General features: G+C 61.6%; 24 protein-coding genes. 13 read left to right on the top strand and 11 right to left on the bottom strand.

The features are described 5' to 3' along the window. The 6 genes from PBDP_RS25250 to dksA form a co-directional block, all read right to left on the bottom strand. Positions 1-1,398, bottom strand: coding sequence for a polynucleotide adenylyltransferase PcnB (locus PBDP_RS25250; RefSeq protein WP_057450877.1), 1,398 nt, complete (start codon positions 1,396-1,398; stop codon positions 1-3). A 716-nt stretch (positions 1,399-2,114) separates the two neighbouring features. After that, positions 2,115-3,548: a sigma-54-dependent transcriptional regulator gene (locus PBDP_RS25245; RefSeq protein ID WP_116833466.1), complete on the bottom strand. Its 1,434-nt coding sequence runs from the start codon at positions 3,546-3,548 to the stop codon at positions 2,115-2,117. Between the two features lie 22 nt (positions 3,549-3,570). Next, positions 3,571-6,525: a sensor histidine kinase gene (locus PBDP_RS25240; protein WP_163856611.1), complete on the bottom strand. Its 2,955-nt coding sequence runs from the start codon at positions 6,523-6,525 to the stop codon at positions 3,571-3,573. After that, positions 6,509-6,685, bottom strand: coding sequence for a hypothetical protein (locus tag PBDP_RS25235; RefSeq protein ID WP_003176118.1), 177 nt, complete (start codon positions 6,683-6,685; stop codon positions 6,509-6,511). Before PBDP_RS25235 ends, PBDP_RS25240 begins: the two co-directional genes overlap by 17 nt. 77 nt (positions 6,686-6,762) lie before the next feature. After that, entirely contained in the window at positions 6,763-7,650 is an 888-nt protein-coding gene (gluQRS, locus tag PBDP_RS25230; protein WP_212801460.1) for a tRNA glutamyl-Q(34) synthetase GluQRS, read from the bottom strand. 217 nt (positions 7,651-7,867) lie between these two features. Then, the gene (gene dksA / locus PBDP_RS25225) at positions 7,868-8,311 is read right to left on the bottom strand and encodes an RNA polymerase-binding protein DksA (protein WP_109756347.1); all 444 of its coding nucleotides are present in this window, start codon (positions 8,309-8,311) and stop codon (positions 7,868-7,870) included. Between the two features lie 350 nt (positions 8,312-8,661). Here dksA and PBDP_RS25220 point away from each other — a divergent pair, with 350 nt between their 5' ends. Together PBDP_RS25220 and sfsA are read left to right on the top strand one after the other, a co-directional pair. Next, positions 8,662-9,834: a pyridoxal phosphate-dependent aminotransferase gene (locus PBDP_RS25220; protein WP_109756346.1), complete on the top strand. Its 1,173-nt coding sequence runs from the start codon at positions 8,662-8,664 to the stop codon at positions 9,832-9,834. Next, on the top strand, positions 9,834-10,589 hold the full coding sequence (gene sfsA / locus PBDP_RS25215) for a DNA/RNA nuclease SfsA (RefSeq protein ID WP_163856620.1): 756 nt from the start codon (positions 9,834-9,836) through the stop codon (positions 10,587-10,589). Before PBDP_RS25220 ends, sfsA begins: the two co-directional genes overlap by 1 nt. Here sfsA and PBDP_RS25210 read toward each other — a convergent pair. Next, complete coding sequence (locus PBDP_RS25210; RefSeq protein ID WP_109756344.1) at positions 10,545-10,862, bottom strand: Rieske (2Fe-2S) protein; 318 nt, start codon at positions 10,860-10,862, stop codon at positions 10,545-10,547. The two genes, sfsA and PBDP_RS25210, sit on opposite strands and share 45 nt — an antisense overlap. A gap of 194 nt (positions 10,863-11,056) precedes the next feature. Between PBDP_RS25210 and PBDP_RS25205 the strand changes: the two genes are divergently transcribed. From PBDP_RS25205 to PBDP_RS25190, 4 genes are read left to right on the top strand one after another with little or no spacing between them, the layout of a single operon-like run. Next, positions 11,057-11,935 (top strand): heme/hemin ABC transporter substrate-binding protein, encoded by an 879-nt coding sequence (locus tag PBDP_RS25205; protein ID WP_212801459.1) that lies wholly within the window; start codon positions 11,057-11,059, stop codon positions 11,933-11,935. A 50-nt stretch (positions 11,936-11,985) separates the two neighbouring features. Next, positions 11,986-12,969 (top strand): FecCD family ABC transporter permease, encoded by a 984-nt coding sequence (locus tag PBDP_RS25200; RefSeq protein WP_162893923.1) that lies wholly within the window; start codon positions 11,986-11,988, stop codon positions 12,967-12,969. Beyond that, complete coding sequence (locus PBDP_RS25195; RefSeq protein WP_212801458.1) at positions 12,969-13,736, top strand: heme ABC transporter ATP-binding protein; 768 nt, start codon at positions 12,969-12,971, stop codon at positions 13,734-13,736. Before PBDP_RS25200 ends, PBDP_RS25195 begins: the two co-directional genes overlap by 1 nt. A 22-nt stretch (positions 13,737-13,758) precedes the next feature. Continuing rightward, entirely contained in the window at positions 13,759-14,607 is an 849-nt protein-coding gene (locus PBDP_RS25190; RefSeq protein WP_109756340.1) for a ChaN family lipoprotein, read from the top strand. 240 nt (positions 14,608-14,847) lie between these two features. On the opposite strand, the gene PBDP_RS25185 is transcribed toward PBDP_RS25190, so the two are convergent. The 3 genes from PBDP_RS25185 to PBDP_RS25175 all read right to left on the bottom strand — a co-directional run bounded on the left by PBDP_RS25185 (position 14,848) and on the right by PBDP_RS25175 (position 17,342). Then, positions 14,848-15,120, bottom strand: a complete 273-nt coding sequence (locus tag PBDP_RS25185) for a TfoX/Sxy family protein (RefSeq protein ID WP_003205623.1) — start codon at positions 15,118-15,120, stop codon at positions 14,848-14,850. Positions 15,121-15,352: 232 nt separating this feature from the next. Beyond that, positions 15,353-15,694 carry a pentapeptide repeat-containing protein gene (locus tag PBDP_RS25180; protein ID WP_063324353.1) on the bottom strand — a complete coding sequence of 114 codons (342 nt, stop codon included), beginning with the start codon at positions 15,692-15,694 and terminating at the stop codon, positions 15,353-15,355. A 91-nt stretch (positions 15,695-15,785) separates the two neighbouring features. After that, positions 15,786-17,342, bottom strand: coding sequence for a bifunctional aminoglycoside phosphotransferase/ATP-binding protein (locus PBDP_RS25175; RefSeq protein WP_176689127.1), 1,557 nt, complete (start codon positions 17,340-17,342; stop codon positions 15,786-15,788). A gap of 116 nt (positions 17,343-17,458) precedes the next feature. Between PBDP_RS25175 and mrcB the strand changes: the two genes are divergently transcribed. From mrcB to PBDP_RS25160, 3 genes are read left to right on the top strand one after another with little or no spacing between them, the layout of a single operon-like run. Further along, entirely contained in the window at positions 17,459-19,777 is a 2,319-nt protein-coding gene (gene mrcB / locus PBDP_RS25170; protein ID WP_109756338.1) for a penicillin-binding protein 1B, read from the top strand. 16 nt (positions 19,778-19,793) lie between these two features. After that, the gene (locus PBDP_RS25165; protein ID WP_176689128.1) at positions 19,794-20,513 is read left to right on the top strand and encodes a hypothetical protein; all 720 of its coding nucleotides are present in this window, start codon (positions 19,794-19,796) and stop codon (positions 20,511-20,513) included. Further along, entirely contained in the window at positions 20,513-20,842 is a 330-nt protein-coding gene (locus tag PBDP_RS25160) for a YqcC family protein (RefSeq protein ID WP_116833458.1), read from the top strand. Before PBDP_RS25165 ends, PBDP_RS25160 begins: the two co-directional genes overlap by 1 nt. Positions 20,843-20,848: 6 nt before the next feature. On the opposite strand, the gene PBDP_RS25155 is transcribed toward PBDP_RS25160, so the two are convergent. Next, the gene (locus tag PBDP_RS25155; RefSeq protein ID WP_178082508.1) at positions 20,849-21,271 is read right to left on the bottom strand and encodes a DUF4124 domain-containing protein; all 423 of its coding nucleotides are present in this window, start codon (positions 21,269-21,271) and stop codon (positions 20,849-20,851) included. A 401-nt stretch (positions 21,272-21,672) separates the two neighbouring features. Here PBDP_RS25155 and PBDP_RS25150 point away from each other — a divergent pair, with 401 nt between their 5' ends. From PBDP_RS25150 to pssA, 4 genes are all read left to right on the top strand, one after another. Beyond that, positions 21,673-23,397 (top strand): acetolactate synthase 3 large subunit, encoded by a 1,725-nt coding sequence (locus PBDP_RS25150; protein WP_116834279.1) that lies wholly within the window; start codon positions 21,673-21,675, stop codon positions 23,395-23,397. A 2-nt stretch (positions 23,398-23,399) separates the two neighbouring features. After that, positions 23,400-23,891: an acetolactate synthase small subunit gene (gene ilvN, locus PBDP_RS25145; RefSeq protein ID WP_003205610.1), complete on the top strand. Its 492-nt coding sequence runs from the start codon at positions 23,400-23,402 to the stop codon at positions 23,889-23,891. 45 nt (positions 23,892-23,936) lie between these two features. Continuing rightward, entirely contained in the window at positions 23,937-24,953 is a 1,017-nt protein-coding gene (gene ilvC, locus PBDP_RS25140) for a ketol-acid reductoisomerase (RefSeq protein ID WP_109756335.1), read from the top strand. Between the two features lie 144 nt (positions 24,954-25,097). Next, positions 25,098-25,943 carry a CDP-diacylglycerol--serine O-phosphatidyltransferase gene (gene pssA, locus PBDP_RS25135; protein WP_053125264.1) on the top strand — a complete coding sequence of 282 codons (846 nt, stop codon included), beginning with the start codon at positions 25,098-25,100 and terminating at the stop codon, positions 25,941-25,943. Positions 25,944-25,994 lie beyond the last annotated feature (51 nt).

Here is a 25,994-nt window from a genome sequence, read left to right as displayed (position 1 = left end):
TTACTCGCCCGATGCGCTCGGTACACCGGCACGCTTGCGCTTGGCGCCGCTGCTGCGACGACGCTTGCGCGGGCCGCTGGCGCCGTCATCCTTGCCGCTGAGTTCGCGAATCATGTCGCGGCGCTCGCTGTCGTTGGCGTCCTGGTAATCGGTCCACCATTCGCCCAGGCCATCGGTCTGCTCGCCTGCGCTTTCACGCAGCAGCAGGAAGTCGTAGCCGGCGCGGAAACGCGGGTTGTCCAGCAGCAGGTCGGCACGTTTGCCGCTGCGCCGTGGCAGGCGCTCCTGCATGTCCCAGATCTCGCGGATCGGCATGGTGAAGCGTTTTGGAATGGCGATGCGCTGGCACTGCTCGGCGATCAGCTCGTGGGCGGCCTCCTGCATCGCCGGGATCGGCGGCATGCCACGTTCCTGCAGGCGCAGTACCCGGGCCGGCAGGGCCGGCCAGAGCAGGGCGGCAAACAGGAAGGCCGGGGTTACCGGCTTGTTCTGCTTGATGCGCAGGTCGGTGTTGATCAGCGCTTCGCTGATCAGGGTGTGGGTATAGGTCGGGTTGTGCTCCAGGGCCTCGGCGCTGGCGGGGAACAGCGGATCGAACAGTTGCAGGTCCACCAGCATCTCGAAGGTGTCCGCCGCGTTGCCCGACAGGAACAGCTTGAGCACTTCTTCGAACAGTCGGGCCGAAGGAATTTCCCGCAGCATCGGCGCCAGTTCGCGAATCGGCAGGGCGCTGTGTTTTTCGATGCCGAAATCCAGCTTGGCGGCGAAACGCACCGCCCGCAGCATCCGCACCGGATCTTCCTGGTAGCGCTGCTTGGGGTCGCCAATCAGGCGGATCAGGCGATTGCGAATGTCGTGTACGCCGTTGGCGTAATCGAGGATGCGCTCGCTGACCGGATCGTAATACAGGGCGTTGATGGTGAAGTCGCGGCGTTGCGCGTCTTCTTCCAGGGTGCCGTAGACGTTATCGCGCAGGATGCGCCCGCTCTCGTTGCGAGAAGACTGGTTGCTGTCTTCCTCTTCGTCGTTTTGCGGGTGATTGGCGCGGAACGTCGCCACTTCGATGATTTCGCGACCGAAGTGGATGTGGACCAGCTTGAAGCGCCGGCCAATGATCCGCGCATTGCGAAATTCGGCCCGTATCTGTTCCGGCGTGGCACTGGTGGCGACGTCGAAATCCTTGGGCGTGATGTTGAGCAGCATGTCGCGCACGCAGCCACCGACCAGGTAAGCCTGGTAGCCGGCGTTCTGCAAACGTTCGACGATGTTCACCGCATAACGGCTGAACTGGGCCTTTTGCAGTGAATGCTGGCCGCTGTTGAGCACTTCAGGCGTGCTGCGAATGTGTTGCGTACGACGCAAGGGAGAACGGAATGACTGGAACAGCTTCTTCAGCATGGGATGCACTGTTTGAAGGAATATTCGGCCAAAAACAAAGAATGACCGCATGATGGGCCGGGATTCTAGCATTTAGTCGAGGGATGGTGTAGGACGCAGGAGTTTTGAGCTGCAAGCTTGCGCGACAAGCCTTGTAGGCTACGGGAGAGTGGAACGACAGAAACCACAAGGGGAGCCGAAGCTCCCCCAGAATTAGTTGCGTGCTCTGTTTTTATTATTGGTTTCGGGCTTCTTGTTTTTGTTGAGTGCCCGCGCCACGAGGTTTTCCCTTCGTGACCCTCCCAATCGGGAGTCAAGAGCAAACGGATTGCTTTGGTCGCTGTGTTGCAGTGATCTGTCGATCCAACCAGTTCAGGCACCTGTCTTGAGACAGTTTTTATTGTTCTCGGCCTGGTTGTGGGGCAAGCCCCAAATACAACGCCTCTCCAAAAGAATCAGTTAGCTGCGCCTCTCGCCGTCTTGTTTTTATTGTGCGTGAGTCGATTCGTCTTATTTTTATTGTCTTTTGCATTGCTTGTTATTGTTCTTGTACCAAAGCTATAGCAGGGTGCGTGCCAACTTTTGCGAAACCCAGCGAAACCGGGGGTTCTATGGTTATAGCCATTTTCCCGGGGCGAAAAAAAGCCGGGGTTTCGTTACCGTAAACCCCGGCTTCTGTTACGTGAAAAAGACTGGGGTAACAGTTTTTTCACATTCAGAGGTGTTACCCCCACACCTCAGCTTTCGCTGGTCGCCCCGGTCTTGCGCCGTGGAATCCCCAGGCGCTGGCGACGTTCCCACAGGCACTTGCGGCTGACGCCCAGCTTGCGTGCCAGTTCGGTCTCGGTCATGTGGTCCTGGTGCTCGAGCACGAAGTGCTGGAAGTAGTCTTCCAGGGACAGGTCTTCAGTGGGTTCGTGGCTGGTGTTGTTGGCGGCGCCGCCCTGTTGCGGGGCCAGGCCGATGAATTCTTCGTCGTCCAGGTCACTCAGCTCGATGTCGATGCCCAGCAGGTCGGCAGAGATTTCCGGGCTCTCGCACAGGATCACTGCCCGCTCGACTGCGTTTTCCAGCTCTCGAACGTTACCCGGCCAGGCGTAGTGACGAATGGCTTGTTCAGCGTCCGGGGCGAACTTGAGGTCGGTGCGGTTGACCCGCGCACTCTGGCGGGCCAGGAACGCCTGGGCGATTTCATTGACGTCCGCGCCACGCTCGCGCAGGGGAGGCAGCTTCAAGGCGATGACGTGCAAGCGATAATACAAGTCTTCACGGAACTGGCCGATCTTGGCCAGGCTCTTGAGGTCTCGGTGGGTGGCCGCGATCAGCCGGACGTCGACCTTTTGCGACTGCACCGAGCCGACCCGGCGGATTTCGCCTTCCTGAAGGACCCGCAGCAATCGTGCCTGGGCTTCCAGTGGCAGCTCGCCGATTTCATCGAGGAATAACGTGCCGCCGTCCGCCGCTTCCACCAGACCGGCACGTCCGGCGCTGGCACCGGTGAACGCGCCTTTTTCGTGGCCGAACAGTTCGGACTCGATCAGGCTTTCCGGAATCGCCGCGCAGTTCACCGAGATCATCGGTGCCTTGGCCCGGCGTGACAGATTGTGCAGGGCCCGGGCCACCAGTTCCTTGCCGGTACCGGATTCGCCCTGGATCAGGACATTGGAGTCGGTGGGCGCCACTTTGCGGATCTTGCCGTACAAGTCCTGCATGGGCGGGCAGGAACCGATGATGCCGATTTCGCCATTGCTGTTGCTGGCGCCGGCTTTCGCCGAGGCGCTGGCCTTGCCGACGGGTTCCGCCGGGTTGCTGGTCGCCGCCTGTCGGTCGCGCAGGATGCGGGCCACGGCCTGGAGCATCTCGTCGTGGTCAAACGGTTTGGCGATGTAGTCCACCGCGCCCATTTTCATGGAGTCGACCGCCGAGCGCAGGCTGGCGTAACTGGTCATGATCAGCACGGGGGTGCCCTGGCCGAGCTTGATCAGCTCGGTACCCGGGGCACCAGGCAGGCGCAGGTCGCTGACGATCAGGTCAAACGTGGGAATGCTGAAACGCTCTTGTGCTTCCTGCACTGAACCGGCTTCGCTGACCTGGTACTGGTTGCGTTCCAGCAGGCGGCGCAAGGCGGAGCGGATAATTGTTTCGTCTTCGACGATCAAAATGTGCGGCATTGATTCGATTCTCTCGACGGTCTCAGTTCACAGCGGACGTCGCTTCGACATGACGCGGCAAGGTCACCCGGATACGGGTGCCGCGTTGGCTTTGTACATCGGCCGGGCTGTCGATGGTGATTTGTCCATAATGCTCTTCAACGATGGAATAGACCAGTGCGAGGCCCAGACCGGTGCCTTCGCCAGGATCCTTGGTGGTGAAGAAGGGTTCGAACAATCGGTCCATGATGTTCTGTGGGATTCCGCTGCCTTCGTCTTCGACGATCAGGTCGACCGTGTGTTCGAAGGCTTCGCTCTTGACCCGCACCGCGCTGCCGGCCGGTGAGGCGTCCCGCGCGTTGGATAGCAGGTTGATCAACACCTGGGCGAGCCGCTGGGGGTCGCCATCGACCCAATGTTCCGGGTCGCACAGGTTGAAGAATTGCACTTCGAAATTGCGCCGGTTCAGCGCCAGCAGACCAATGGCATCCTGGGCCACTTCGGCCAGACAGACGGGCTCGTCATTGTGCTGGTGACCGCCGGCATGGGCGAAGCTCATCAGCGACTGGACGATACGCGACACGCGCTTGGTCTGTTCGAGGATCTGGCCGCTGATTTCCGTCAGCTCGCCGTCGTCCTCGCGCTCTTCGCGCAGGTTCTGCGCCAGGCAGGCGATGCCGGTGATCGGGTTGCCGATCTCGTGGGCCACCCCGGCGGCCAGCCGGCCGATGCTTGCCAGCCGTTCGGAATGCACCAGCTTGTCTTCAAGCATCTGCGTGTCGGTGAGGTCTTCCACCAGCAGCACCAGGCCGCTGTTACCGGGTGCCAACGGCTCGTCGATGGCCGCCTTGTGCAGGTTCAGCCAACGGGTCTGGCCGTCGAGGGCCAGGTGCTGTTTGTGCAAGTGCTCGTCCGGCAGGTCGATGAAGCCTTGCAGCAAGCCTTTCCACGGTTCGCCCAAGGTGCTCAGGCGCGAACCGACCACGCGCTGGGCGGCGATCCCGGTCAGTTCTTCCATGGCTTTGTTCCACATCAGGATTTCCTGGTCCTTGGCCAGGGAGCACACGCCCATCGGCAGTTCCTGCAAGGTCTGGCGGTGGTAACGGCGCAAGGCGTCCAGTTCGGCGGCCAGGCCCGTGAGGCGCGAGTGGTAATCCTCGAGGCGGCTTTCGATGAAGTGGATGTCTTCGGTGACATAGTTTTCGCCGCCGGCCTTGTAGGGCAGGAACGTCTCGACCATGTCCTGGGCCACGCTGGGGCCCATCAGGCCGGACAGGTTGGCTTCGATCCGGTCCCGCAGGCGACGCAAGGCATACGGGCGGCGTTCATCGAAGGGCAGGTAGAGGTCGCGCAGGGCCTGTTCGACTTCCTTTTGCGCGGCCTTGGCGCCCAGAGGCTTGGCCAGTTGCGTGGCGAATTCCTGGGGCGAGGCGGCGTGCAGCTCGCGGCGCTGCGGGCGGCGGACGTTGTCCACCGCACAGGCTTCGGCGGCGCTGGCCTCTTCGCTGCTGGCGTTGGTGAACAGTGAGATCAGGGTGAACATCAGCACGTTCGCCGCCAGGGAGGCGATGGCCGCCATATGCCAACTGGTGTCGTCGAGCACGTAGATCATATTCAACAGCGGAATATAGAAGCCCTGCAGGTTGCCCATCAGTGGCAACAGCATCGCCACCAGCCACACCAGGATCCCGGCCAACAGGCCGGCGATGAACCCGCGGCGGTTGGCGGTTGGCCAATACAGCACCGACAACACGCCTGGCAGGAACTGCAAGGTAGCGACGAAGGCGACGATGCCCAGGTTGGCCAGGTCCTGTCCGTCACCCAGCATCAGGTAGAAGCCATAGCCGGCCATGATGATCGCGACGATCAGCGCCCGACGTGTCCATTTCAGCCAGCGATAGATATTGCCTTCGGCCGGTGGCTGGTAGAGCGGCAGCACCAGGTGGTTGAGGGCCATGCCCGACAAGGCCAGCGTGGTGACGATGATCAGGCCGCTGGCCGCCGAGAGGCCGCCAACGTAGGCCAGCAGCGCCAGGGCCTTGCTGTTGGCGGCGATGCCGATGCCGAGGGTGAAGTATTCCGGATTGGTGCTGGCGCCCAGTTTCAAGCCGGCCCAGAGGATCAGCGGTACCGCCAGGCTCATCAGCAGCAGGAACAGCGGCAAGCCCCAGCTCGCGCTCACCAGCGAGCGCGGGTTGAGGTTTTCGGTAAAGGTCATGTGGTACATGTGCGGCATCACGATGGCCGATGCGAAGAACACCAGCAACAGCGTGCGCCACGGGCCTTCCTGCAAGGGCGTGTGCAGGGCGGCGAGGGCGGTCTGGTTCTGCAGCAGCCACAACTCAAGCTGCTGCGGGCCATCGAACACGCCGTACAAGGCATAGAGCCCGACGCCGCCAATGGCGATCAGCTTGATCACCGATTCGAAGGCGATGGCGAACACCAGGCCTTCGTGCTTTTCCCGCGTGGCAATGTGCCGGGAGCCGAAGAAAATCGTGAACAGGATGATCAGCGCACAGAAGCTCAACGCCACCCGGTGCTGTACTGGCTCGCGGGTCAGGATGCTGATGGAGTCGGCCACGGCCTGGATTTGCAGGGCCAGCAGCGGCAACACCCCGACCAGCATGAAGATCGTGGTCAGCGCACCGGCCCAGGTGCTGCGAAAACGAAAGGCGAACAGGTCGGCCAGCGACGACAGTTGGTAGGTGCGGGTGATTTTCAGGATCGGGTAGAGCAACACCGGCGCCAGCAGGAACGCGCCCGATACACCGAGGTAACTGGAGAGGAAACCATAGCCGTACTGGTAGGCCAGCCCGACCGTGCCATAGAACGCCCATGCGCTGGCATAGACACCCAGCGACAGGGTGTAGGTCAGCGGGTGGCGGATGATCGCGCGGGGGATCATGCCTCGTTCGCTGATCCAGGCGACACCGAACAGCACGGCCAGGTAGGCGGCGCTGATCAGGATCATCTGGGTCAGGCTAAAGCTCATCGGCATCTTTTTGGCTCTGCAGGATGAAGGTCACGACAATCAGGATCAGCCAGAGCAGGTAAGGCCGATACCAGGCACCCGTGGCATCGATCCACCAATCCATGATGGCCGGGGAGAACAGATAAATCCCCACTACCAGGAGCAGGACCAAGCGATAGATATACATCCCGGCCTCTCTAATTTATGCGCGTGCCCGAAAACGTGCGGCGATGGTAACGGATGGGCGCCAAGCTGCAAGGGCCGTCAACGTATTTGCGCTTCGGGCAGGCTCAGTGTGCGCGGGATCTTGCCCGCGTCCCAGTGGCCAATGCCCCAGACCAGCAGTTCCCGCGGGCTGGCATCGACCAGTTCGAGACCCGGTTGCTGGCCCAGCGCGCGCAACGCCCGTAACAGCAGCGGTGTGGCCTGGTCGGCTGCCAGTGGCGGTGAACGATAGGATTTGCCCAGCTTGTGCCCATCGGGCTGGGTGATCAACGGCACGTGCAGGTAACGCGGTTGTGGCAATCCGAGCAATTCTTGCAGGTAGAGCTGGCGTGGTGTGGAGTCCAGCAGGTCGGCACCGCGCACGATATCGGTTACCCCCTGCCAGGCGTCGTCCAGGACCACGGCCAGTTGATAGGCGTAGAGCCCGTCGCGGCGGCGGATCACGAAATCGCCGACCTCACGGCCCAGGTGCTGGCGGAACTCGCCCTGGACCCGGTCGGTAAAGTGATATTCAAGTTCGGGGACGCGCAGGCGGATGGCGGCGTCCTCGGTGTCGTGCCCGGCGTTGCGGCACAGTCCCGGATAAATGCCCTGGTACGGCTCCAGTTGTTTGCGCGAACAGGTGCAGGCGTAGGCCAGGCCCTGGCTGAACAGCCGGTTGATGACCTGGTCATAGGCAGCATGGCGCTCGCTCTGGCGGACCATTTCGCCGTCCCACTCAAACCCGTAGCTTTCCAGCGCCTTGAGAATCTCCGCTTGTGCGCCCGGTTCCTCCCGGGGTGGGTCGAGGTCCTCCATGCGCAGCAGCCAGCGCCCGCCCACGGCCCGGGCATCCAGGTACGACGCCAGGGCGGCGACCAGCGAGCCGAAATGCAAGTGGCCGCTGGGGGTGGGGGCGAAGCGGCCGATGTAGGGGGTGATAGTCATAGGGGAATATTACTAGCTTGGATCTGGCAGAGGCGCATTTGTGGGAGCGGGCTTGCTCGCGAATGCGGTGGATCAGTCGACACAGATGTTGAATGCTCCACCGCATTCGCGAGCAAGCCCGCTCCCACAGGATGTCGCAAGGTTCAGGATGGTGGTCAGGTGCCGGAAACAAAAAACGGAGCGTATGAACGCTCCGTTTTTGTAACAGCCCCGGCGATTACTTGCCGACCTGTTTTTCCTTGATTTCCGCCAGGGTCTTGCAGTCGATGCACAGGTCGGCGGTCGGGCGGGCTTCCAGGCGACGAATGCCGATCTCGATGCCGCAGGACTCACACCAACCGTATTCTTCGTCTTCGATCAGTTGCAGGGTCTTGTCGATTTTCTTGATGAGCTTGCGTTCGCGATCACGGGCGCGCAGTTCGAGGCTGAACTCCTCTTCCTGACTGGCACGGTCGGCCGGGTCCGGGAAGTTGGCCGCTTCGTCTTTCATGTGATCCACGGTGCGGTCGACTTCCTGCATCAAGTCCTGTTTCCACTTGTTCAGGATCTTGGTGAAGTGCGCGCGCATGGGGGCGCCCATGTACTCTTCGCCAGCTTGCGGGACGTAAGGCTCAAACCCGCTGAGCGTGTTATTTGGGTTTTGCTTTGCTTGGGTGGGCATGAATGGACCGCCTCTACTCTTGTAATCCACTACGCAGGATTGCTCCATCACCGACACCTGCCGGCCCTGCGGCTGCAAGCGGGCGAACTTACCAGATCAAATCGGGCCGCGCTACTCCCGGTTGTCGAGCCTGCGGCGGCCGGGGTCTGTAGAACGTGGCTGGGTTCGCTTCGGTGGGGATGTAAACCTGCTCAATGCTTGATTCTAGTCAAGCCTGGGCCAATCGCGGGAGTCATTTCCTGCAATTCACGGCCTCAGACCGCTTTCGGTTCGCGCTCGTTCCCGCAGTTGTTTCTGACTTGGCGGGAGAGTTGGGTAGAATCGGTTCTTTTTTTCCTGAAGGAAGGCCAATGGCTCAGCCCTACAGTGCGCGCAGCCGCGCCATCGAACCTTTCCATGTGATGGCGCTGCTGGCCCGTGCCAACGAGCTGCAGGCCGCCGGGCATGACGTCATCCACCTGGAGATAGGCGAGCCGGACTTCACCACCGCCGAGCCGATCATCCAGGCCGGTCAGGCTGCGCTGGCGGCGGGCAAGACCCGCTACACCGCGGCCCGCGGCATTCCCGAGCTGCGCGAGGCCATCGCCGGTTTCTACGATCAGCGCTATGGGGTGGAGATTGATCCGCGACGCATCCTCGTGACCCCAGGCGGATCCGGCGCGTTGTTGCTGGCCAGCGCCTTGCTGGTGGACCCTGGCAAGCATTGGCTGCTGGCCGACCCCGGTTATCCGTGCAACCGTCATTTCCTGCGCCTGGTCGAAGGTGCGGCGCAATTGGTGCCCGTGGGGCCGGAGGTGCGTTACCAATTGACGCCGGACCTGGTGAACCGGCATTGGGATCAGGACAGCGTCGGTGCGTTGGTGGCCTCGCCGGCCAACCCGACCGGGACGATTCTCACTCGGGACGAACTGGCGGGGTTGTCCAAGGCCATCAAGGGCCACAACGGTCATCTGGTGGTGGACGAGATCTATCACGGCCTGACCTACGGCACCGATGCCGCCAGCGTGCTGGAAGTCGACGACGAGGCCTTTGTCCTCAACAGTTTCTCCAAGTATTTTGGCATGACCGGTTGGCGGCTTGGCTGGCTGGTGGCCCCGTCGGCGGCCGTCGGCGAGCTGGAAAAGCTCGCGCAGAATCTCTACATCAGTGCGCCGAGCATGGCCCAGTACGCCGCCCTGGCCTGTTTCGAACCCGCGACCATCGAGATCTTCGAGCAGCGGCGGGCCGAGTTCGCCCTGCGCCGTGACTTTCTACTGCCGGCCTTGCGTGAATTGGGCTTCGGTATCGCGGTGGAGCCGGAAGGGGCGTTCTACCTGTATGCCGACATCAGCGCGTTCGGCGGCGACGCCTTTGCGTTCTGCCAGCACTTCCTGGAAACCGAACACGTGGCCTTCACGCCGGGGTTGGATTTTGGCCGCCATCAGGCCGGCCACCATGTGCGTTTCGCCTACACCCAGAGCCTGCCGCGGCTACAGGAAGCCGTGGCGCGAATCGAACGTGGACTACGGAGTTGGCAAGGCTGATGCATTTTTCTCCTGCGTTGGAAGAAGGTCGCTTGATTCGGCGTTACAAGCGTTTTCTCGCGGATATCGAGACCGTTCACGGCGAACTGCTCACCATTCACTGTCCGAACACCGGCTCGATGCTCAATTGCATGGCGCAAGGCGCGCGCGTCTGGTTCAGTCGCTCCAGCGACCCCAAGCGCAAGTTGCCCGGCACCTGGGAAATCGGCGAAACCCCTCAGGGGCGACTCGCTTGCATCAATACCGCGCGGGCCAACGCCTTGGTCGAAGAAGCCTTGCGCGCTGGGGTCATCAGCGAACTGAACGGGTTTACCGGGCTCAAGCGTGAAGTGGCTTATGGTGTGGAAAACAGCCGAATCGATTTTCGCCTGGACTACGATCGAGGCTCGGCCTGGGTCGAAGTCAAAAGCGTCACACTGGGTTTCGATGGCACCAACGTGGCGGCGTTTCCCGATGCGGTGACCCTGCGCGGCGCCAAGCACCTGAGGGAACTCGCCTGTCTGGCCCGGGAAGGCGTGCGGGCGGTGCAATTGTATTGTGTGAACCTGAGCGGCATCGAAGCGGTGCGCCCGGCACAGGAAATCGACCCGGTGTACGCCGCTGCTCTGCGTGACGCGGTGGCGGCGGGTGTGGAGGTGCTGGCCTATGGGGTCACGCTGACGCCCGAGCAGATGTGGGTCGACCGCGCGTTGCCGGTGTTGCTCGAGCCGCTAGAGCTGGACCCAGATGCCATGCTCGTCCTCCCGGCTGTCTAGGGCCGCCAGGAACTGGCCGGCGCAGGGCCCGGCCACGCATTCACCGCTTTCGATCAGGAACAGCGCGCCGTGAGTGGCGCACTGGATCAGGCTGGCGCTGGGGTCGAGAAACTGGTCGGGTTGCCATTCCAGCGGCACGCCACGGTGCGGGCAGCGGTTGAGATAGGCATACACCTGGCCGGAGCGCCGCACGGCCAGCACCTTGCGCCCATCCAGATCGAAACCGCGACTGCCGTTGTCGGGCACTTCGGCGGCGGTACAAAGAAACTTCATGTGTATCTCTATATTTGTGTTGAAAAGTCCCCTGTGGGAGCGAGCCTGCTCGCTCCCACAGAGGTTCATGCCACAGATGTCTATGCTTGACGGTCAAATGAAAACAATTATCAAATGGCGCCATCCTTCGCAGATGGGGGAGGATACTTGGCCATGCCCGCTCCTGCGAAAAACTTCTTTGAGGACGCTGCCTGATGCGCCTGAACATCCGCTTTGTTGCGCTCTGTGTCGCACTGTTGATCAACCAGGGGGCCCGCGCGGACGAATTGCCGCAACGTTGGGTCAGCGCCGGTGGCGCGTTGTCGGAGTGGGTCAGTGCGTTGGGGGGCGAGTCGAAGCTGGTGGGCGTGGACACCACCAGCCAGCATCCCGAATCCTTGCGGGCCCTGCCCAGTATCGGCTATCAACGACAGCTGTCGGCGGAGGGGGTGCTGAGCCTGCGTCCGCAGATCCTGGTGGGCACCGAAGAAATGGGGCCGCCGCCGGTGCTGGCTCAGATTCGCAACGCAGGCGTGCAGGTCGAACTGTTCTCGGCCACGCCTGATCTGCCTACCCTCCAAGGCAATTTACGTCATTTAGGGCAGTTGCTGGGGAGTGAAGCCCAGGCCGCGCAGTTGTTTCAAGGTTATCACCAGCAGTTGGACCGGCAAGCTGCCCGGGTGCGCGAAGTCCAGCTCAAGCAAAAGGCTCCCGGCGTGTTGCTGCTGGTGGGAAGTTCCGGCGGCAAGTTAATGGTGGCCGGCAAGGACACCGCCGCTAACTGGCTGTTGCAGCAGGCCGGGGGCCGCAACCTGGCGACCCACGGTGGCTACAAGTCTTTTTCCGTGGAGAGCCTGGCCGGCCTGAATCCTGAAGTGCTGGTCTTTGCCGACCGTGCCTTGAGCGGCGAAGAAGCGCGCGCGGCGCTGTTCAAGGAAAACCCGATTCTGTCCTCGACCCGAGCCGCCAGGGATGGGCGCGTCATGGAGCTTGACCCGACGCTCTTGGTGGGCGGGTTGGGTCCGCGGTTGCCACAAAGCTTGGAGAAACTGACGGTGGGGTTCTATCCGGCTGTGTCGGCCAGGGCGCCATGACTTCGTTGGTCAAGCCACGCACCTTGTTCATCGGCCTGAGCCTGTTGTGTCTGCTGGCGACCTGGTTGTCCCTGGCCCTGGGGCCGGTGAGCTTGCCGCTGCTCGACACCTTGCGCGCCGCCGCGCGCCTGCTGGGTTTGCCGGTGGCTGCCGATGGCCTGGAACAGGCCGAACTGATCCTCGGCCAGATCCGTTTGCCGCGCACCTTGCTGGGGTTGGCGGTGGGCGGGGTGTTGGCATTGTCCGGTGTGGCGATGCAGGGGCTGTTTCGCAACCCATTGGCCGACCCGGGGCTGGTGGGCGTTTCCAGCGGTGCGGCACTGGGCGCCGCGTTCGCCATTGTCGGTGGCTCGGCGTTGGGTGGGTTGCCCGAAGCCTTTGGCCCCTACGTGTTGTCGTTGTGCGCATTCCTCGGCGGGCTTGGCGTTACGGCGCTGGTCTATCGTCTGGGGCGACGTAATGGCCAGACCCATGTCGCGACCATGCTCCTGGCCGGTATTGCCCTGACCGCACTGTCCGGTTCGGCCGTCGGCCTGTTCACCTACCTGGCGGACGACGCGACCCTGCGCACCCTGACGTTCTGGAACCTGGGCAGTCTCAACGGCGCCAGCTATGCGAGGTTGTGGCCGCTGTTGCTGGTCAGCTTTGGTGTGGCGCTCTGGTTGCCTCGGCGGGCCCGGGCGCTCAATGCGCTGTTGCTGGGGGAGTCCGAAGCGGCCCATTTGGGCGTCGACGTCGAAGGCCTCAAGCGTGAACTGGTGTTTTGTACGGCGATGGGGGTTGGCGCGGCGGTGGCGGCGGCGGGCATGATCGGTTTTGTTGGGCTGGTGGTGCCACATCTGGTGCGACTGGTGGCCGGCCCTGACCACCGTGTGTTGTTGCCCGCCTCTGTGTTGGCGGGTGCCAGCCTGTTGCTGTTCGCCGATTTGGTGGCGCGCCTGGCACTGGCCCCTGCGGAATTGCCGATCGGCATTGTCACGGCCTTTATTGGGGCACCGTTCTTCCTTTATCTATTGGTGCGAGGGCGCGCCTGATGCTGCGAGCGCAGAACCTGCACATTCAGCGTGGCCGGAAAACCGTGCTGGCGGACATCGATCTGCTGCTCAACCCCGGCGAAGTGCTCGGTGTGCTCGGGCCCAACGGTGCGGGCAAAAGTACCTTGCTGGCGGGCCTGTGCGGCGAATTGCGCCCGGCCCAGGGGCAGGTCTGGCTCGATGACCGGCCACAGGCCCAGTGGCACGGTGCCGAGCGTGCCCGTCGCCTGGCGGTGTTGCCGCAGTCCTCGACCCTGGATTTTGCCTTCCGTGTCGAGGAAGTCGTCGGCATGGGGCGCCTGCCGCACCAGAGTGGTCGGCTGCGCGACGAACAAATCGTCGCCGAGGCGCTGCAAGCGGCAGATGCTGCGCATCTGCACGGTCGCAGTTACCTGGCGTTGTCCGGCGGCGAGCGTCAGCGGGTGCATCTGGCGCGGGTGTTGGCGCAGTTGTGGCCGGGTGAGGCGGGGCAGACCCTATTGCTGGACGAGCCGACCTCGATGCTCGACCCGCTGCATCAGCACACCATCCTCCAGGCGGTGCGTGAATTCGCCAGTCGCGGCGCCGCCGTGCTGGTGATCCTGCATGACCTGAACCTGGCGGCGCGTTACTGTGATCGCCTGTTGCTGCTCGCGTCCGGTCGCCCAGTGGCCCTGGACACGCCCCGGCACGTGCTGCGCCCGGAACCGCTCAAGGCGGTGTTTGGCCTGGACGTGTTGGTGCAAGACCATCCGGAGCGCGGGCATCCATTGATCATTGCCCGTTGAGGGCACCCTTGAGGATACCGACGTGCGCCTGCTCCTGATTCTGGCATTGAGTGTACTGACGGCGTGCCAGAGCATCGCACCGCCCCCGCTTGGCGGACGAATCCGTGATTTGCACAATGGCCAGGCCGTGACGCCCCAGGCGTTGATCGAACGCCTGGCAAAGGCGCCTCGGGTGGTGATGGGAGAACGGCACGACAATCGCGATCACCATGCACTGCAGGTATGGCTGCTCCAGGCTTTGGCCGGACAGCGAGCCCAGGGCAGCCTGTTGCTGGAAATGCTCACCCCCTCCCAACAGCCACGCGTCGATTCGGTCCGCCAGTTACCCGCCTTGCCAACGGACCTGCCCGACGCGCTGGCCTGGTCGCCCGGCTGGGATTGGAGCCTGTACGGGCCCGTGGTCGAGTTTGCCCTGGCGCAACGTTATCCGTTGCTGGCCGCCAATCTGGACGCCGCCGAGATCCAGCGTTTCTATCGAAACCCACCCACCTTGATGGGCGCTCGCTCCAATGCGGCCACAGTCAAGGAGGAGTTGTTGGGGCAGATCCGTGAATCCCACTGCGGTTTGCTGCCGGAGTCGCAAATGCCAGCGATGCTGGCTGTGCAGCAACAGCGTGACCGCCGCATGGCCGAACGCCTGCTGCAAGCGCCGACACCGGCATTGTTGTTCGCCGGTGCCTGGCATGCTCGAAAGGATGTCGGTGTGCCGCTGCATGCAGTGGATCTTGGCGCCAGCGAGGCACCGATCGTCCTGATGCTGGCCGAGGAGGGCAGTGACGTAACGTCGGCCATGGCGGATTACGTGTGGTACACGCCGGCCATGCCACCACAGGATTACTGCGCGCAGATGCGTGAACACGCCGGAAAATGATCTTCTACAGGTGATTTTTCTACAGGCAAAAAAAGACCCGGCAAAAGCCGGGTCAAATAACCGTGATTAGCCTGATGAGGAGATATCTGAGAGTCCGAACCAAGGGCTGTTCAAATATCGACCAGTCTCGCGACCGGATGTGGTAATCATAGCGATTCTCATTACCATGTCAAACATTGTTTTTCGATTCGCGGAAATAACCTGGTCGGTTATGGCGCCATTCGACAAAACAAGAGGCAGTCAGGCTTTATGACGCGTCGAAATGGCGTCCAGCTGCTTGTTCAGGGCTTCCTTGCGTTCGGCGGGGATGTCGTTCCAGTGCACATCCATCAATGCGCCTTCGATGGCGTACAGCAACACCTTGGATGCCCGGAAGCCGCGCGTGCGCACGGCCCGATAAGCGTCCACCGCACCAAGCCGGCGTAAATCCGAGGCGCTGTGAATGCCGACGGCGTGCAGCCACTGGGCTGATGTCTTGCCCAGATTCTTCAGGTGTTGCAGTTCATCATTCATCGAGCCTCCTTGCGACGGCCGACTGGTGCATTGGGCAAGCTTCTGAGCAGTGTAGCGGTCAGTAGGAAAAGCGTGATTCTTTGGTGGGATTCGATGCAAAAGCTTCTAATGCATTACGCACGATAGGGGGAGCGTGCGGCACGGTGCATCGTCCAGCGCGGGCGGGGGCGCTGGAGCTCAGTTCGGACTGTGGTGGGTTCGCCGCATGTCGGCTTACCCGGTTTCCACCGTATCAGCGGGTGCGATAGCGCAGGCGGGTGCCGAAGTTCATCGACATCAGGATCTCGTCCGCAGACAGTTCGGGCGGGAAGTAGGCGCCGGATATTTGCGCATGGGCCAGGCTCGCGCCTTCCAGTGACGACTTGCGAAAATCGATGCCACGCAAATCGGCGGAACGGAAGTAGGCGTCGCTGAAGTCAACGTCGTCCGCGTTCAGTTCCCGCAGATCGAGGCCTCGAAAGTCGCCGCCGCGCATGTCGACCGGACCTTGTGGGCGTTCGCTGTTGAACCCGGCGATATCGTCTTTGCGCAGCAAGGCATAAAGCGGGGTATTGAGAAGCTTGGGAAGGCTCATTTCATATCACCTGTTGGTTTTATGACGCCAGTATAGTGCCACTATTTGGTGGCCGTGAAGCCGGGCATCGCTTCACGGCCCAAATAGTTACCTACAGGCCGGGCAGGCGCTGACGGATTTGCGCGACCACGACGTCGAGCGTGCCGCTTTCATTGGTTTGGACTCGTTTGCTGCAGAGGATTTCCGCCGGAGTAAGGGCTTCACGGCTGGACTGCTGTGCAGCAATGACCGCCAGGTTCGCATCGGAAGGGTCGTTCTGGTCGGCCTGGCGCTGGGCCAGCCGGCTTTCGATGACCGCTTGCGGTGCGTCGCAGTCGAGGATCAGGAACGGGGCGCCGGTGGCCTCGGCGATTTTCGCCGCGGCGTCGCGCTGATCGTGCTTGAGGTAAGTGGCATCGATCACCACCGGGAAGCCGGCGCGCAGGATCACCGCGGCGATTTCATGCAGGCGGGCGTAGGTGGCGTTGCTGGCGTCGTTGTTATAAATGCCGGCCTGTGGGGCGTTGGGCACCTGTTGCTGGCCGAACAGGCGCTTGCGCTCTACATCCGAACGCAGGCGAATGGCGCCCAGCGCCTCTACCAGACGCATCGCGACATGGCTTTTGCCGACGGCCGAAACGCCGTGGGTGATGGCCAGGAAGCGCGAAGGAATGGTGCTGTAGCTTTCGGCCAGGTTGGCGTAGTTGCGGTACTGGCGCAGGGTGGTGGCGCGCTGCACCGGATCGGCTTCGGCCGGCATGCTGAACAGCGCGACTTTTGCCCGGACAAGGGCGCGATAGGCTTTATAGAAGTTCAGCAACTCCAGGCCCTGGTAGTCACCGGTCAGTTCCAGGTACTGGCTGACGAAGCGCCGCGCCAGCGACTTGAGGCCGCGGTCCTCCAGGTCCATCGCCAGGAACGCGGTGTCGGCGTAGACGTCGGTGAAGCGGAACGGTTCGTTGAACTCGATGCAGTCGAAGATCACCACCTTGCCGTCGATCACGGTGGCGTTGCCCAGGTGGATATCGCCGTGGCATTCGCGGATGAAACCTTCGGCCTTGCGTTGGGTGAACAACGGCTTGAGGCGTTCGAAACTGGTCTCGGCCCAGGCTTGCAGCGCTTCGAGTTGCAGCAGGTCGGCCTTGTCGTTGAGGAATGGGCGGATCTGTTCGAAGTTCTGCAGCACCGGAGCCATCACGCTTTGCGGGGTGCCGGCGTCGTTCTCGGCGGGTACCTTGGGCGTGGAGAGGTGGAATTGGGCGATTTGCGCGGCCATCTCATCGATGTGCGTGGTGGTCAGTTCGCCGTTGGCTTGCAGCGTGCTGAGCAGTTGGCTCTGGGGGAACTGGCGCATTTTCAGGGCGTATTCGATGGCTGGGCCGTCGCCACCCAGTTGCGGCGCTTCGGCGCTGCCGGTAATCGGCAGGACGTCCAGGTACAGGTCCTGGGTCAGGCGCTGGTTCAGGCGCAACTCCTCGCCACAGAAATGTTTGCGCGCCTCGAGGCTGGTGAAGTCGAGGAAACCGAAGTTGACCGGCTTCTTGAATTTGTAGGCGTAGGGCCCGGTGAGCAATACCCAGGAAATGTGGGTCTCGATGACCTGGAACCCTTCGACGGGATGCGGGTAGAGGGCCGGGTTTTGCAGGGCAGCGATCAGGGATTGGCTCACGGGCGGTCCTTCAGAGACTGGAAAATTCAAGGCCGTCATTATGGCCGTAAGCGACGTTAACGCAAACCTCGTCGGGCTCATGTTGAACCGCGGCAAAGTGCGTATAATCCGCCGCCATGACTCGTACCCGATCCCCCCGTACCCCCAAGAAACCACCCGCCAGCCGCCTGCGGCCCTGGCTGGGCTGGGCCCTTAAACTCAGCCTCGTGGGCCTCGTCGTGCTCGCCGGTTTTGCGGTCTACCTCGATGCCGTGGTCCAGGAGAAATTCTCCGGCAAGCGCTGGACCATTCCGGCCAAGGTCTATGCCCGGCCGTTGGAGCTGTTCGTCGGACAAAAGCTGAGCAAGGATGATTTCCTGACCGAGCTCGATGCCTTGGGGTATCGCCGTGAAAGCGTGGCCAATGGCCCGGGTGCGGCCTCGGTCAATGGCAATACCATCGATCTCAACACCCGTGGCTTCCAGTTCTATGAAGGCATGGAGCAGGCGCAACCGGTGCGGGTGCGTTTTTCCGGCGATTATGTCGCTGCACTGACCGGCGCCAACAATGCGAGCCTGTCGGTGGTGCGCCTCGAACCGCTGCTCATTGGTGGCTTGTACCCCAAGAACCTTGAAGACCGGATCCTGATCAAGATCGACCAGGTGCCGCCGTTCCTGCTCGATACGCTGATCGCCGTCGAAGACCGCGACTTCTATCATCACTTCGGCGTCTCGCCCAAGTCGATTGCCCGGGCCGTCTGGGTCAACACATCCTCGGGGCATATGCGCCAGGGCGGCAGTACCCTGACCCAACAGCTGGTCAAGAACTTCTATCTGACCAACGAGCGCAGCCTGACCCGCAAGCTCACCGAAGCCATGATGGCGCTGTTGCTGGAGCTGCATTACGACAAGCAGGAGATCCTGGAGGCCTACCTCAACGAGGTATTTATCGGCCAGGACGGTCAACGAGCGGTGCACGGTTTCGGCCTTGCCAGCCAGTTCTTCTTCAGCCAGCCACTGTCCGAGCTCAAGCTGCACCAGGTAGCGTTGCTGGTGGGCATGGTCAAGGGGCCGTCTTCCTACAACCCGCGGCGTAATCCGGAGCGTGCCCTCGAGCGGCGCAACCTGGTGCTCGACCTGCTGCAACAGCAAGGCGTGGCGACCGCCGAGCAAGTCGAAGCGGCGAAAAAGATGCCATTGGGCGTGACCAAGCGTGGCAGCCTGGCGGACAGTTCCTTCCCCGGCTTCATGGACCTGGTCAAGCGTCAGTTGCGCGAAGACTATCGCGACGAAGACTTGACCGAAGAAGGCCTGCGCATCTTCACCAGTTTCGACCCGATCCTGCAGATGAAGGCCGAAGCCTCGGTGGAAGACACCTTCAAGCGGCTGGGCGGGCGCAAGGGCGCTGACGAAGTCGAAGCAGCCATGGTGGTAACCAACCCGGAAACCGGCGAAGTCCAGGCCATGATTGGTAGTCGCCAGGCCAGTTTCGCCGGTTTCAACCGGGCCCTGGACGCGGTGCGCCCGATTGGCTCGCTGATCAAGCCGGCGGTTTACCTCACCGCCCTGGAAAAACCGAGCCAGTACACGCTGACCAGTTGGCTGTCGGACGAGACGTTCTCGGTCAAGGGCGCGGATGGCCAGGTCTGGAAACCGCAGAACTATGATCGTCGTTCCCACGGCACGGTATTCCTGTACCAGGGGTTGGCGCACTCCTACAACCTGTCGACGGCTCGTCTCGGATTGGAGGTCGGCGTGCCGAACGTACTCAAGACCCTGGCGCGCCTGGGGGTGAGTCGCGAGTTCCCGGCGTTCCCATCGATGCTGTTGGGGGCTGGCGGCCTTACGCCGATCGAGGTGGCGGCCATGTACCAGACGCTGGCCAACGGCGGTTTCAATACACCGATGCGCGGGATCCGCAGCGTGCTGACCGCCGATGGCGAGCCGCTCAAGCGTTATCCGTTCCAGATCCAGCAGCGTTTCGATCCGGCCTCCATTTATCTGATCCAGAGCGCCATGCAGCGGGTCATGCGCGAAGGGACCGGCAGTTCGGTCTATAACGTGTTGCCCCGGACCCTGAACCTGGCGGGCAAGACTGGTACCAGTAACGATTCGCGCGACAGTTGGTTCGCCGGCTTCAGCCAGGATCTGCTGGCGGTGGTCTGGCTCGGCCGTGATGACAACGGCAAGACCCCATTCACCGGTGCCACCGGTGCGTTGCAGGTCTGGACCAGTTTCATGCGCAAGGCCGACCCGTTGCCGCTGGACATGCCGCAACCGGACAATATCGTTCAGGCCTGGGTCGATTCGCGCACGGGACAAGGCTCCGATGCCAATTGCCCGGGCGCCGTGCAGATGCCGTATATTCGCGGCAGCGAGCCGCCACCCGGTGCTGCCTGTGGCGGCACGAATCCCGCCGAATCGGTGATGGATTGGGTCAAGGACTGGATGAATTAAGCAAAGAGGGTTTCAAGTGAACAAGTGGTTGATTCCAGCGGTAACGGCCGTGGCTTTGCTCAGTGGTTGCTCTACCGTACAGCGCGGTTCGATTCCGGTCGTAGACTCCGGCACCGCTGTTTCCAACAGTGAGCGGATCTCGGCCAACGGCGGTTTCCGGCAAACGACGGTGAAGCGGCCGGCGCAGGGCCAGGTCCAGGCAATTCCCCAGGGCGACACCGGTGTCGTCGTGATGGTGCCCGGTGGTGGCGCGACGACCTCGGCACCGATCAGCAGCACGCCGATCACGCCGGGCCCGATTACCCCGGGCCCTATCGAGACTTCGCCGATCGATCAGGGCAGCTACAGCATGCCTTCGACGCCGAGCAGCATCCCGTCGGCGGGCGCCGGTGGGTTGTCCGCCGATGAGCAACTGGACGGCCCGGTGTTGGCCCTGCTGACCACGGCGCAACAGCAACAGGCCGGCGGTGACCTCAACGGTGCCTCCTCCAGCCTGGAACGTGCCCAGCGTGTGGCGCCGCGCGAACCCCAGGTTCTGTATCGCCTGGCCCAGGTGCGCATGGCCCAGGGCGATGCGCCGCAAGCCGAACAACTGGCCCGGCGTGGCCTGACATTCTCCAGCGGTCGTCCGGCGCTTCAGGCCAGCTTGTGGGAATTGATCGCCCAGGCTCGTGAGAAACAAGGCGATTCCGCTGGCGCGGCGTTGGCCCGTCAGAAGGCCAAGGTTTCGCTCTGATGGATACGCGTTTTCCCCAGATCGCCGATCAGTTGTTGCTGATCGAGCGGGAACTGCGTGTCCAGGGCTGGTGGAGCGACGTTTCGCCTTCGGCGCAAGCGTTGGCCAGTGTCGAGCCGTTTGCGGTCGACACCCTGGACTTCGAGCAATGGCTGCAATGGATTTTCCTGCCGCGGATGAAAACCATCCTGGAAAATGACCTGCCGCTGCCCAACGCCTCGGGCATCCTGGCCATGGCTGAAATGGTCTATGCCCAGCGGCCAGGGCAGGGCGTGGCGCTGCAGCGGCTGTTGGCGCAGTTCGATCAGATGATCAGTAACGTCGGCTGACCGACGTTACTGGCAGTTCTCCTCGATCTGCTTGCTGGTTTCATCGATGCGCTGGCGCCGCTCTTCGTCAGTGAGGCGGCGCATTTCCCCCTCTACGTCCTCGCGAACCCTCGGGTTGTTTTGCAACTGCGCCAGGTTGGTCCTGGCCTGTTCGCAAAATGCCTTGAGCTGGGCTTCCTGCTCGGCAATCTGTTTCTTGACCTCTTTATCGATCGCTTTCTGGTCACCAATGGGCCCACCGGAAGGCGGTGCTGGCGGTTTGGTGACGGACGGTGAGGACTTGATCACGGTGGTGGCCTCGGTGCCTTCGGGCGGCTGGGCGCCGAAGTGGGTAACGCCCTGGGCGTCTACCCATTTGTAGACCTGGCCGGCCATGCACATCGGGCTCAGGCCAACCAGCAGGCTGGCCGTCAGGAAGATCATTCGCATGCTGTTTCCTTGTCATGGGTTGCGCAATTGAAGCTAACACAGTTGCCGTTTAAAGGTTTTTTCTTGCGTTCTCATGCGCTTACTTCGAATAAAGCACATTGACGACTTGACTTGCAGAAGGCGAAACAGAAGAATCCAAAGTCCGCTGTAGAGGGACTGCCAGAAGCAGACCCACTCGGCAGATCATGAGGCGCACATCCGCGCCGACCTGTTACACCCGCAACGCGTTACCTCGCGCTGGGTGGGAAAGGCCCGCAACACTTGGGACGATCCCAATACTTGCTCAGTCAGTGCTGACGTAGTCGGCGACCACCGTCGCTCATGCTCTGCCGAGAAGTAAACCTATTAAGACCCGTCCCCTCTTTGTGGGTCGGTATTCTGGCGTTTTAGAGGTGAACAACGTGGAGCTTTTATCTGGCGGTGAGATGCTCGTCCGCTTTTTGCGTGACGAAGGCGTCAAATATATCTACGGGTACCCCGGTGGTGCTCTTCTTCATGTCTATGATGCCCTGTTCAAAGAACCGGAAGTGACCCACATCCTGGTTCGTCACGAGCAGGCGGCCACCCATATGGCTGATGGTTATGCCCGTGCTACCGGCAAGGCCGGCGTGGTATTGGTGACTTCCGGTCCAGGCGCCACGAACGCCATCACCGGTATCGCCACCGCGTACATGGACTCCATCCCGATGGTGATCATCTCCGGCCAGGTGCCTAGCACCATGGTCGGCACCGATGCGTTCCAGGAAACCGACATGATCGGCATCTCCCGGCCGATCGTGAAGCACAGCTTCATGATCAAGCACGCGTCGGAAATCCCGGAGGTCATGAAGAAAGCTTTCTACCTGGCTGAATCCGGTCGTCCGGGCCCGGTCGTGGTCGATGTCCCGAAAGACATGACCAACCCGGCCGAGAAGTTCGAATACATCTTCCCGAAAAAAGCCAAGCTGCGTTCCTACAGCCCCGCGGTCCGTGGTCACTCCGGGCAAATCCGCAAGGCAGCCGAAATGCTGCTGGCGGCCAAGCGCCCTGTGCTGTACTCCGGTGGTGGCGTGATCCTCGGCGGTGGCTCCGCGCCGCTGACCGAGCTGGCGAAAATGCTCAACCTGCCGGTCACCAATACACTGATGGGCCTGGGCGCGTTCCCGGGCAGCGACCGTCAGTTCATCGGTATGCTCGGCATGCACGGCAGCTACACCGCCAACCTGGCGATGCACCACGCCGATGTGATCCTGGCGGTCGGCGCGCGTTTCGATGACCGTGTCATCAATGGCGCGGCGAAATTCTGCCCGAATGCCAAGATCATCCACATCGACATCGACCCGGCTTCCATCTCCAAGACCATCAAGGCAGACGTGCCGATTGTCGGTCCGGTAGAGAGTGTGCTGACTGAAATGGTCGCCATTCTCAAGGAAATCGGCGAGGTTCCGAACAAGGATTCCGTGGCCAGCTGGTGGAAGCAGGTCGATGAATGGCGCGGCGATCGTGGCCTGTTCCCTTACGACAAGGGCGACGGCAGTGTGATCAAGCCGCAGACCGTGATCGAAACCCTGTGCGAAGTGACCAAGGGCGATGCCTTTGTGACCTCCGACGTGGGCCAGCACCAGATGTTCGCCGCGCAGTACTACAAGTTCGACAAACCCAATCGCTGGATCAACTCCGGCGGCCTGGGCACCATGGGCTTCGGTTTCCCGGCGGCCATGGGCATCAAGTTGAGCTTTCCGGATGCCGACGTCGCCTGCGTCACCGGCGAGGGCAGTATCCAGATGAACATCCAGGAGCTGTCCACCTGCCTGCAATACGGCTTGCCGGTGAAGATCGTGATCCTGAACAACGGTGTGTTGGGCATGGTTCGCCAGTGGCAGGACATGAGCTACGGCAGCCGTCACTCGCACTCCTACATGGAATCGCTGCCTGATTTCGTCAAGCTGGCGGAGGCCTATGGTCACGTTGGCGTGCGCATCACCGAATCGAAGGATTTGAAGTCGAAGATGGAGGAGGCGTTCGCCATGAAGGATCGCCTGGTGGTGATCGATATTGCGGTCGACACCAGCGAGCACGTCTACCCGATGCAGATCAAAGACGGCTCCATGCGCGATATGTGGCTGAGCAAGACGGAGCGTACCTAATCATGCGACATATTATTTCCTTGCTTCTGGAAAACGAACCGGGTGCGCTGTCTCGTGTTGTAGGCCTGTTCTCGCAGCGTAACTACAACATCGAAAGCCTGACCGTGGCGCCAACCGAAGACCCGACCCTGTCGCGTCTGACGCTGACCACCGTAGGGCACGATGAAATCATCGAGCAGATCACCAAGAACCTGAACAAGCTGATCGAGGTGGTCAAGCTGGTGGACCTGTCGGAAAGCGCTCACATCGAGCGTGAGCTGATGCTGGTCAAGGTCAAGGCCACCGGCGCCCAGCGCGCCGAGATCAAACGTACTACCGATATTTATCGTGGGCAGATCGTCGATGTCAGCGCCAGCGTCTATACCGTTCAGTTGACCGGTACCAGCGACAAGCTCGACAGTTTCATTCAATCGATCGGTACTGCCTCGATTCTGGAAACCGTACGCAGTGGCGTCACCGGGATTGCCCGTGGCGACAAAGTACTGAGCATCTAAACCAAATTAGCGAATGGCCTGAACGGCCGGATATAGGGGAATTTCATGAAAGTTTTCTACGATAAAGACTGCGACCTGTCGATCATCCAGGGCAAGAAAGTCGCCATCATCGGCTACGGTTCCCAAGGTCACGCCCAGGCGTGCAACCTGAAGGACTCTGGCGTTGACGTGACCGTCGGCTTGCGTAAAGGCTCGGCCACCGTTGCCAAGGCTGAGGCCCATGGCCTGAAAGTCGCTGACGTGGCTTCTGCCGTTGCCGCCGCCGACCTGGTGATGATCCTGACCCCGGACGAGTTCCAGGGCGCGTTGTACAAGAACGAAATCGAGCCGAACATCAAGAAAGGCGCGACCCTGGCCTTCTCCCACGGCTTCTCGATCCACTACAACCAGGTTGTTCCGCGTTCCGACCTCGACGTGATCATGATCGCGCCGAAGGCCCCGGGCCACACCGTGCGTTCCGAGTTCGTGAAGGGCGGCGGTATCCCTGACCTGATCGCGATCTATCAGGATGCGTCCGGCAACGCCAAGAACGTGGCCCTGTCCTACGCCGCTGGCGTGGGTGGCGGTCGTACCGGCATCATCGAAACCACCTTCAAGGACGAAACCGAAACCGACCTGTTCGGCGAGCAAGCCGTTCTGTGTGGCGGTACCGTCGAGCTGGTCAAGGCCGGTTTCGAAACCCTGGTTGAAGCTGGCTACGCGCCAGAAATGGCCTACTTCGAATGCCTGCACGAACTGAAGCTGATCGTTGACCTCATGTACGAAGGCGGCATCGCCAACATGAACTACTCGATCTCCAACAACGCCGAGTACGGCGAGTACGTGACTGGCCCGGAAGTCATCAACGCCGAGTCCCGCCAGGCCATGCGCAACGCCCTGAAACGTATTCAGGACGGCGAATACGCCAAGATGTTCATCAGCGAAGGCGCCACCGGCTATCCTTCGATGACCGCCAAGCGTCGCAATAACGCCGCCCATGGCATCGAAATCATCGGCGAGCAACTGCGCTCGATGATGCCGTGGATCAGCGCCAACAAGATCGTCGACAAAACCAAGAACTAAGTCGCGAGCTTGATCGAAAAACGCGGCCTTGGCCGCGTTTTTTCGTTTGGGCGGTGGCTTCTGGTATAAAGCTGCATCGTTTGCGGCCGAACCGTCGACCCAGACATCTGTCGAATTTTTTCACACCGTTGCAAGGTATTGTCCATGAGCGAACGTCCCGACGAGCCAAACCAGGCTCCTGACGCCGAAAGCCTGTTGCCCATCGATGAGCACATCGAAGAAGGCCATGACGCTGAAGGCCGTAAGGTCCGGCATCGTGGCATCTATCTGCTGCCGAACCTGTTCACCACCGCGAACCTGTTCGCCGGTTTCTATTCCATCATCAGTTCCATGAGTGCCCAGGCCGCCTTGAGCGCCGGCGATAGCGCAGGGGCGAGCCGCTACTTCGCGTTCGCCGCCATCGCGATCTTCGTCGCCATGGTGCTCGATGGCCTGGACGGGCGTGTCGCCCGCATGACCAATACCCAGAGCGCGTTCGGTGCCGAGTACGATTCGCTGTCCGACATGGTCGCTTTTGGCGTGGCTCCCGCCTTGCTGGCATTTGGCTGGGCGCTGGGGGACATGGGCAAGGTCGGCTGGATGGTCGCCTTTATCTACGTGGCAGGTGCGGCGTTGCGCCTGGCGCGTTTCAACACGCAAGTAGGCAAGGCTGACAAGCGCTACTTCATTGGCCTGGCCAGTCCGGCTGCGGCCGGTGTCGTGGCCGGTGTCGTCTGGGCATTCAGCGACTACGGCATCCAGGGTTCGAAGATGTCGTTCCTGGTGGCGTTGCTGGTTGCGGCGGCCGGGATGCTGATGGTCAGCAACATCAAGTACAACAGCTTCAAGGAGTTGGATCTGAAGGGCCGTGTGCCGTTTGTTGCGATTCTGGCGGTGGTGCTGGTATTTGCCGTGGTGTTCAGTGACCCGCCGCGTATCCTGCTGCTGGTGTTCCTTGCCTATGCCGCTTCCGGCCCGGTGCAGTACTTGCTGCGTCTTCGTCGACGCTAAACGTTGCCTTAATGTAATTTCCCCCATACTCCGCAGTCTATTGGTGCATCT

The organism is Pseudomonas sp. St290, assembly GCF_018325805.1.
GTDB lineage: Bacteria > Pseudomonadota > Gammaproteobacteria > Pseudomonadales > Pseudomonadaceae > Aquipseudomonas > Aquipseudomonas bijieensis.
Note: the sequence above shows the minus strand (reverse complement) of the source record. Positions and strands in the feature narration are given on the sequence as shown.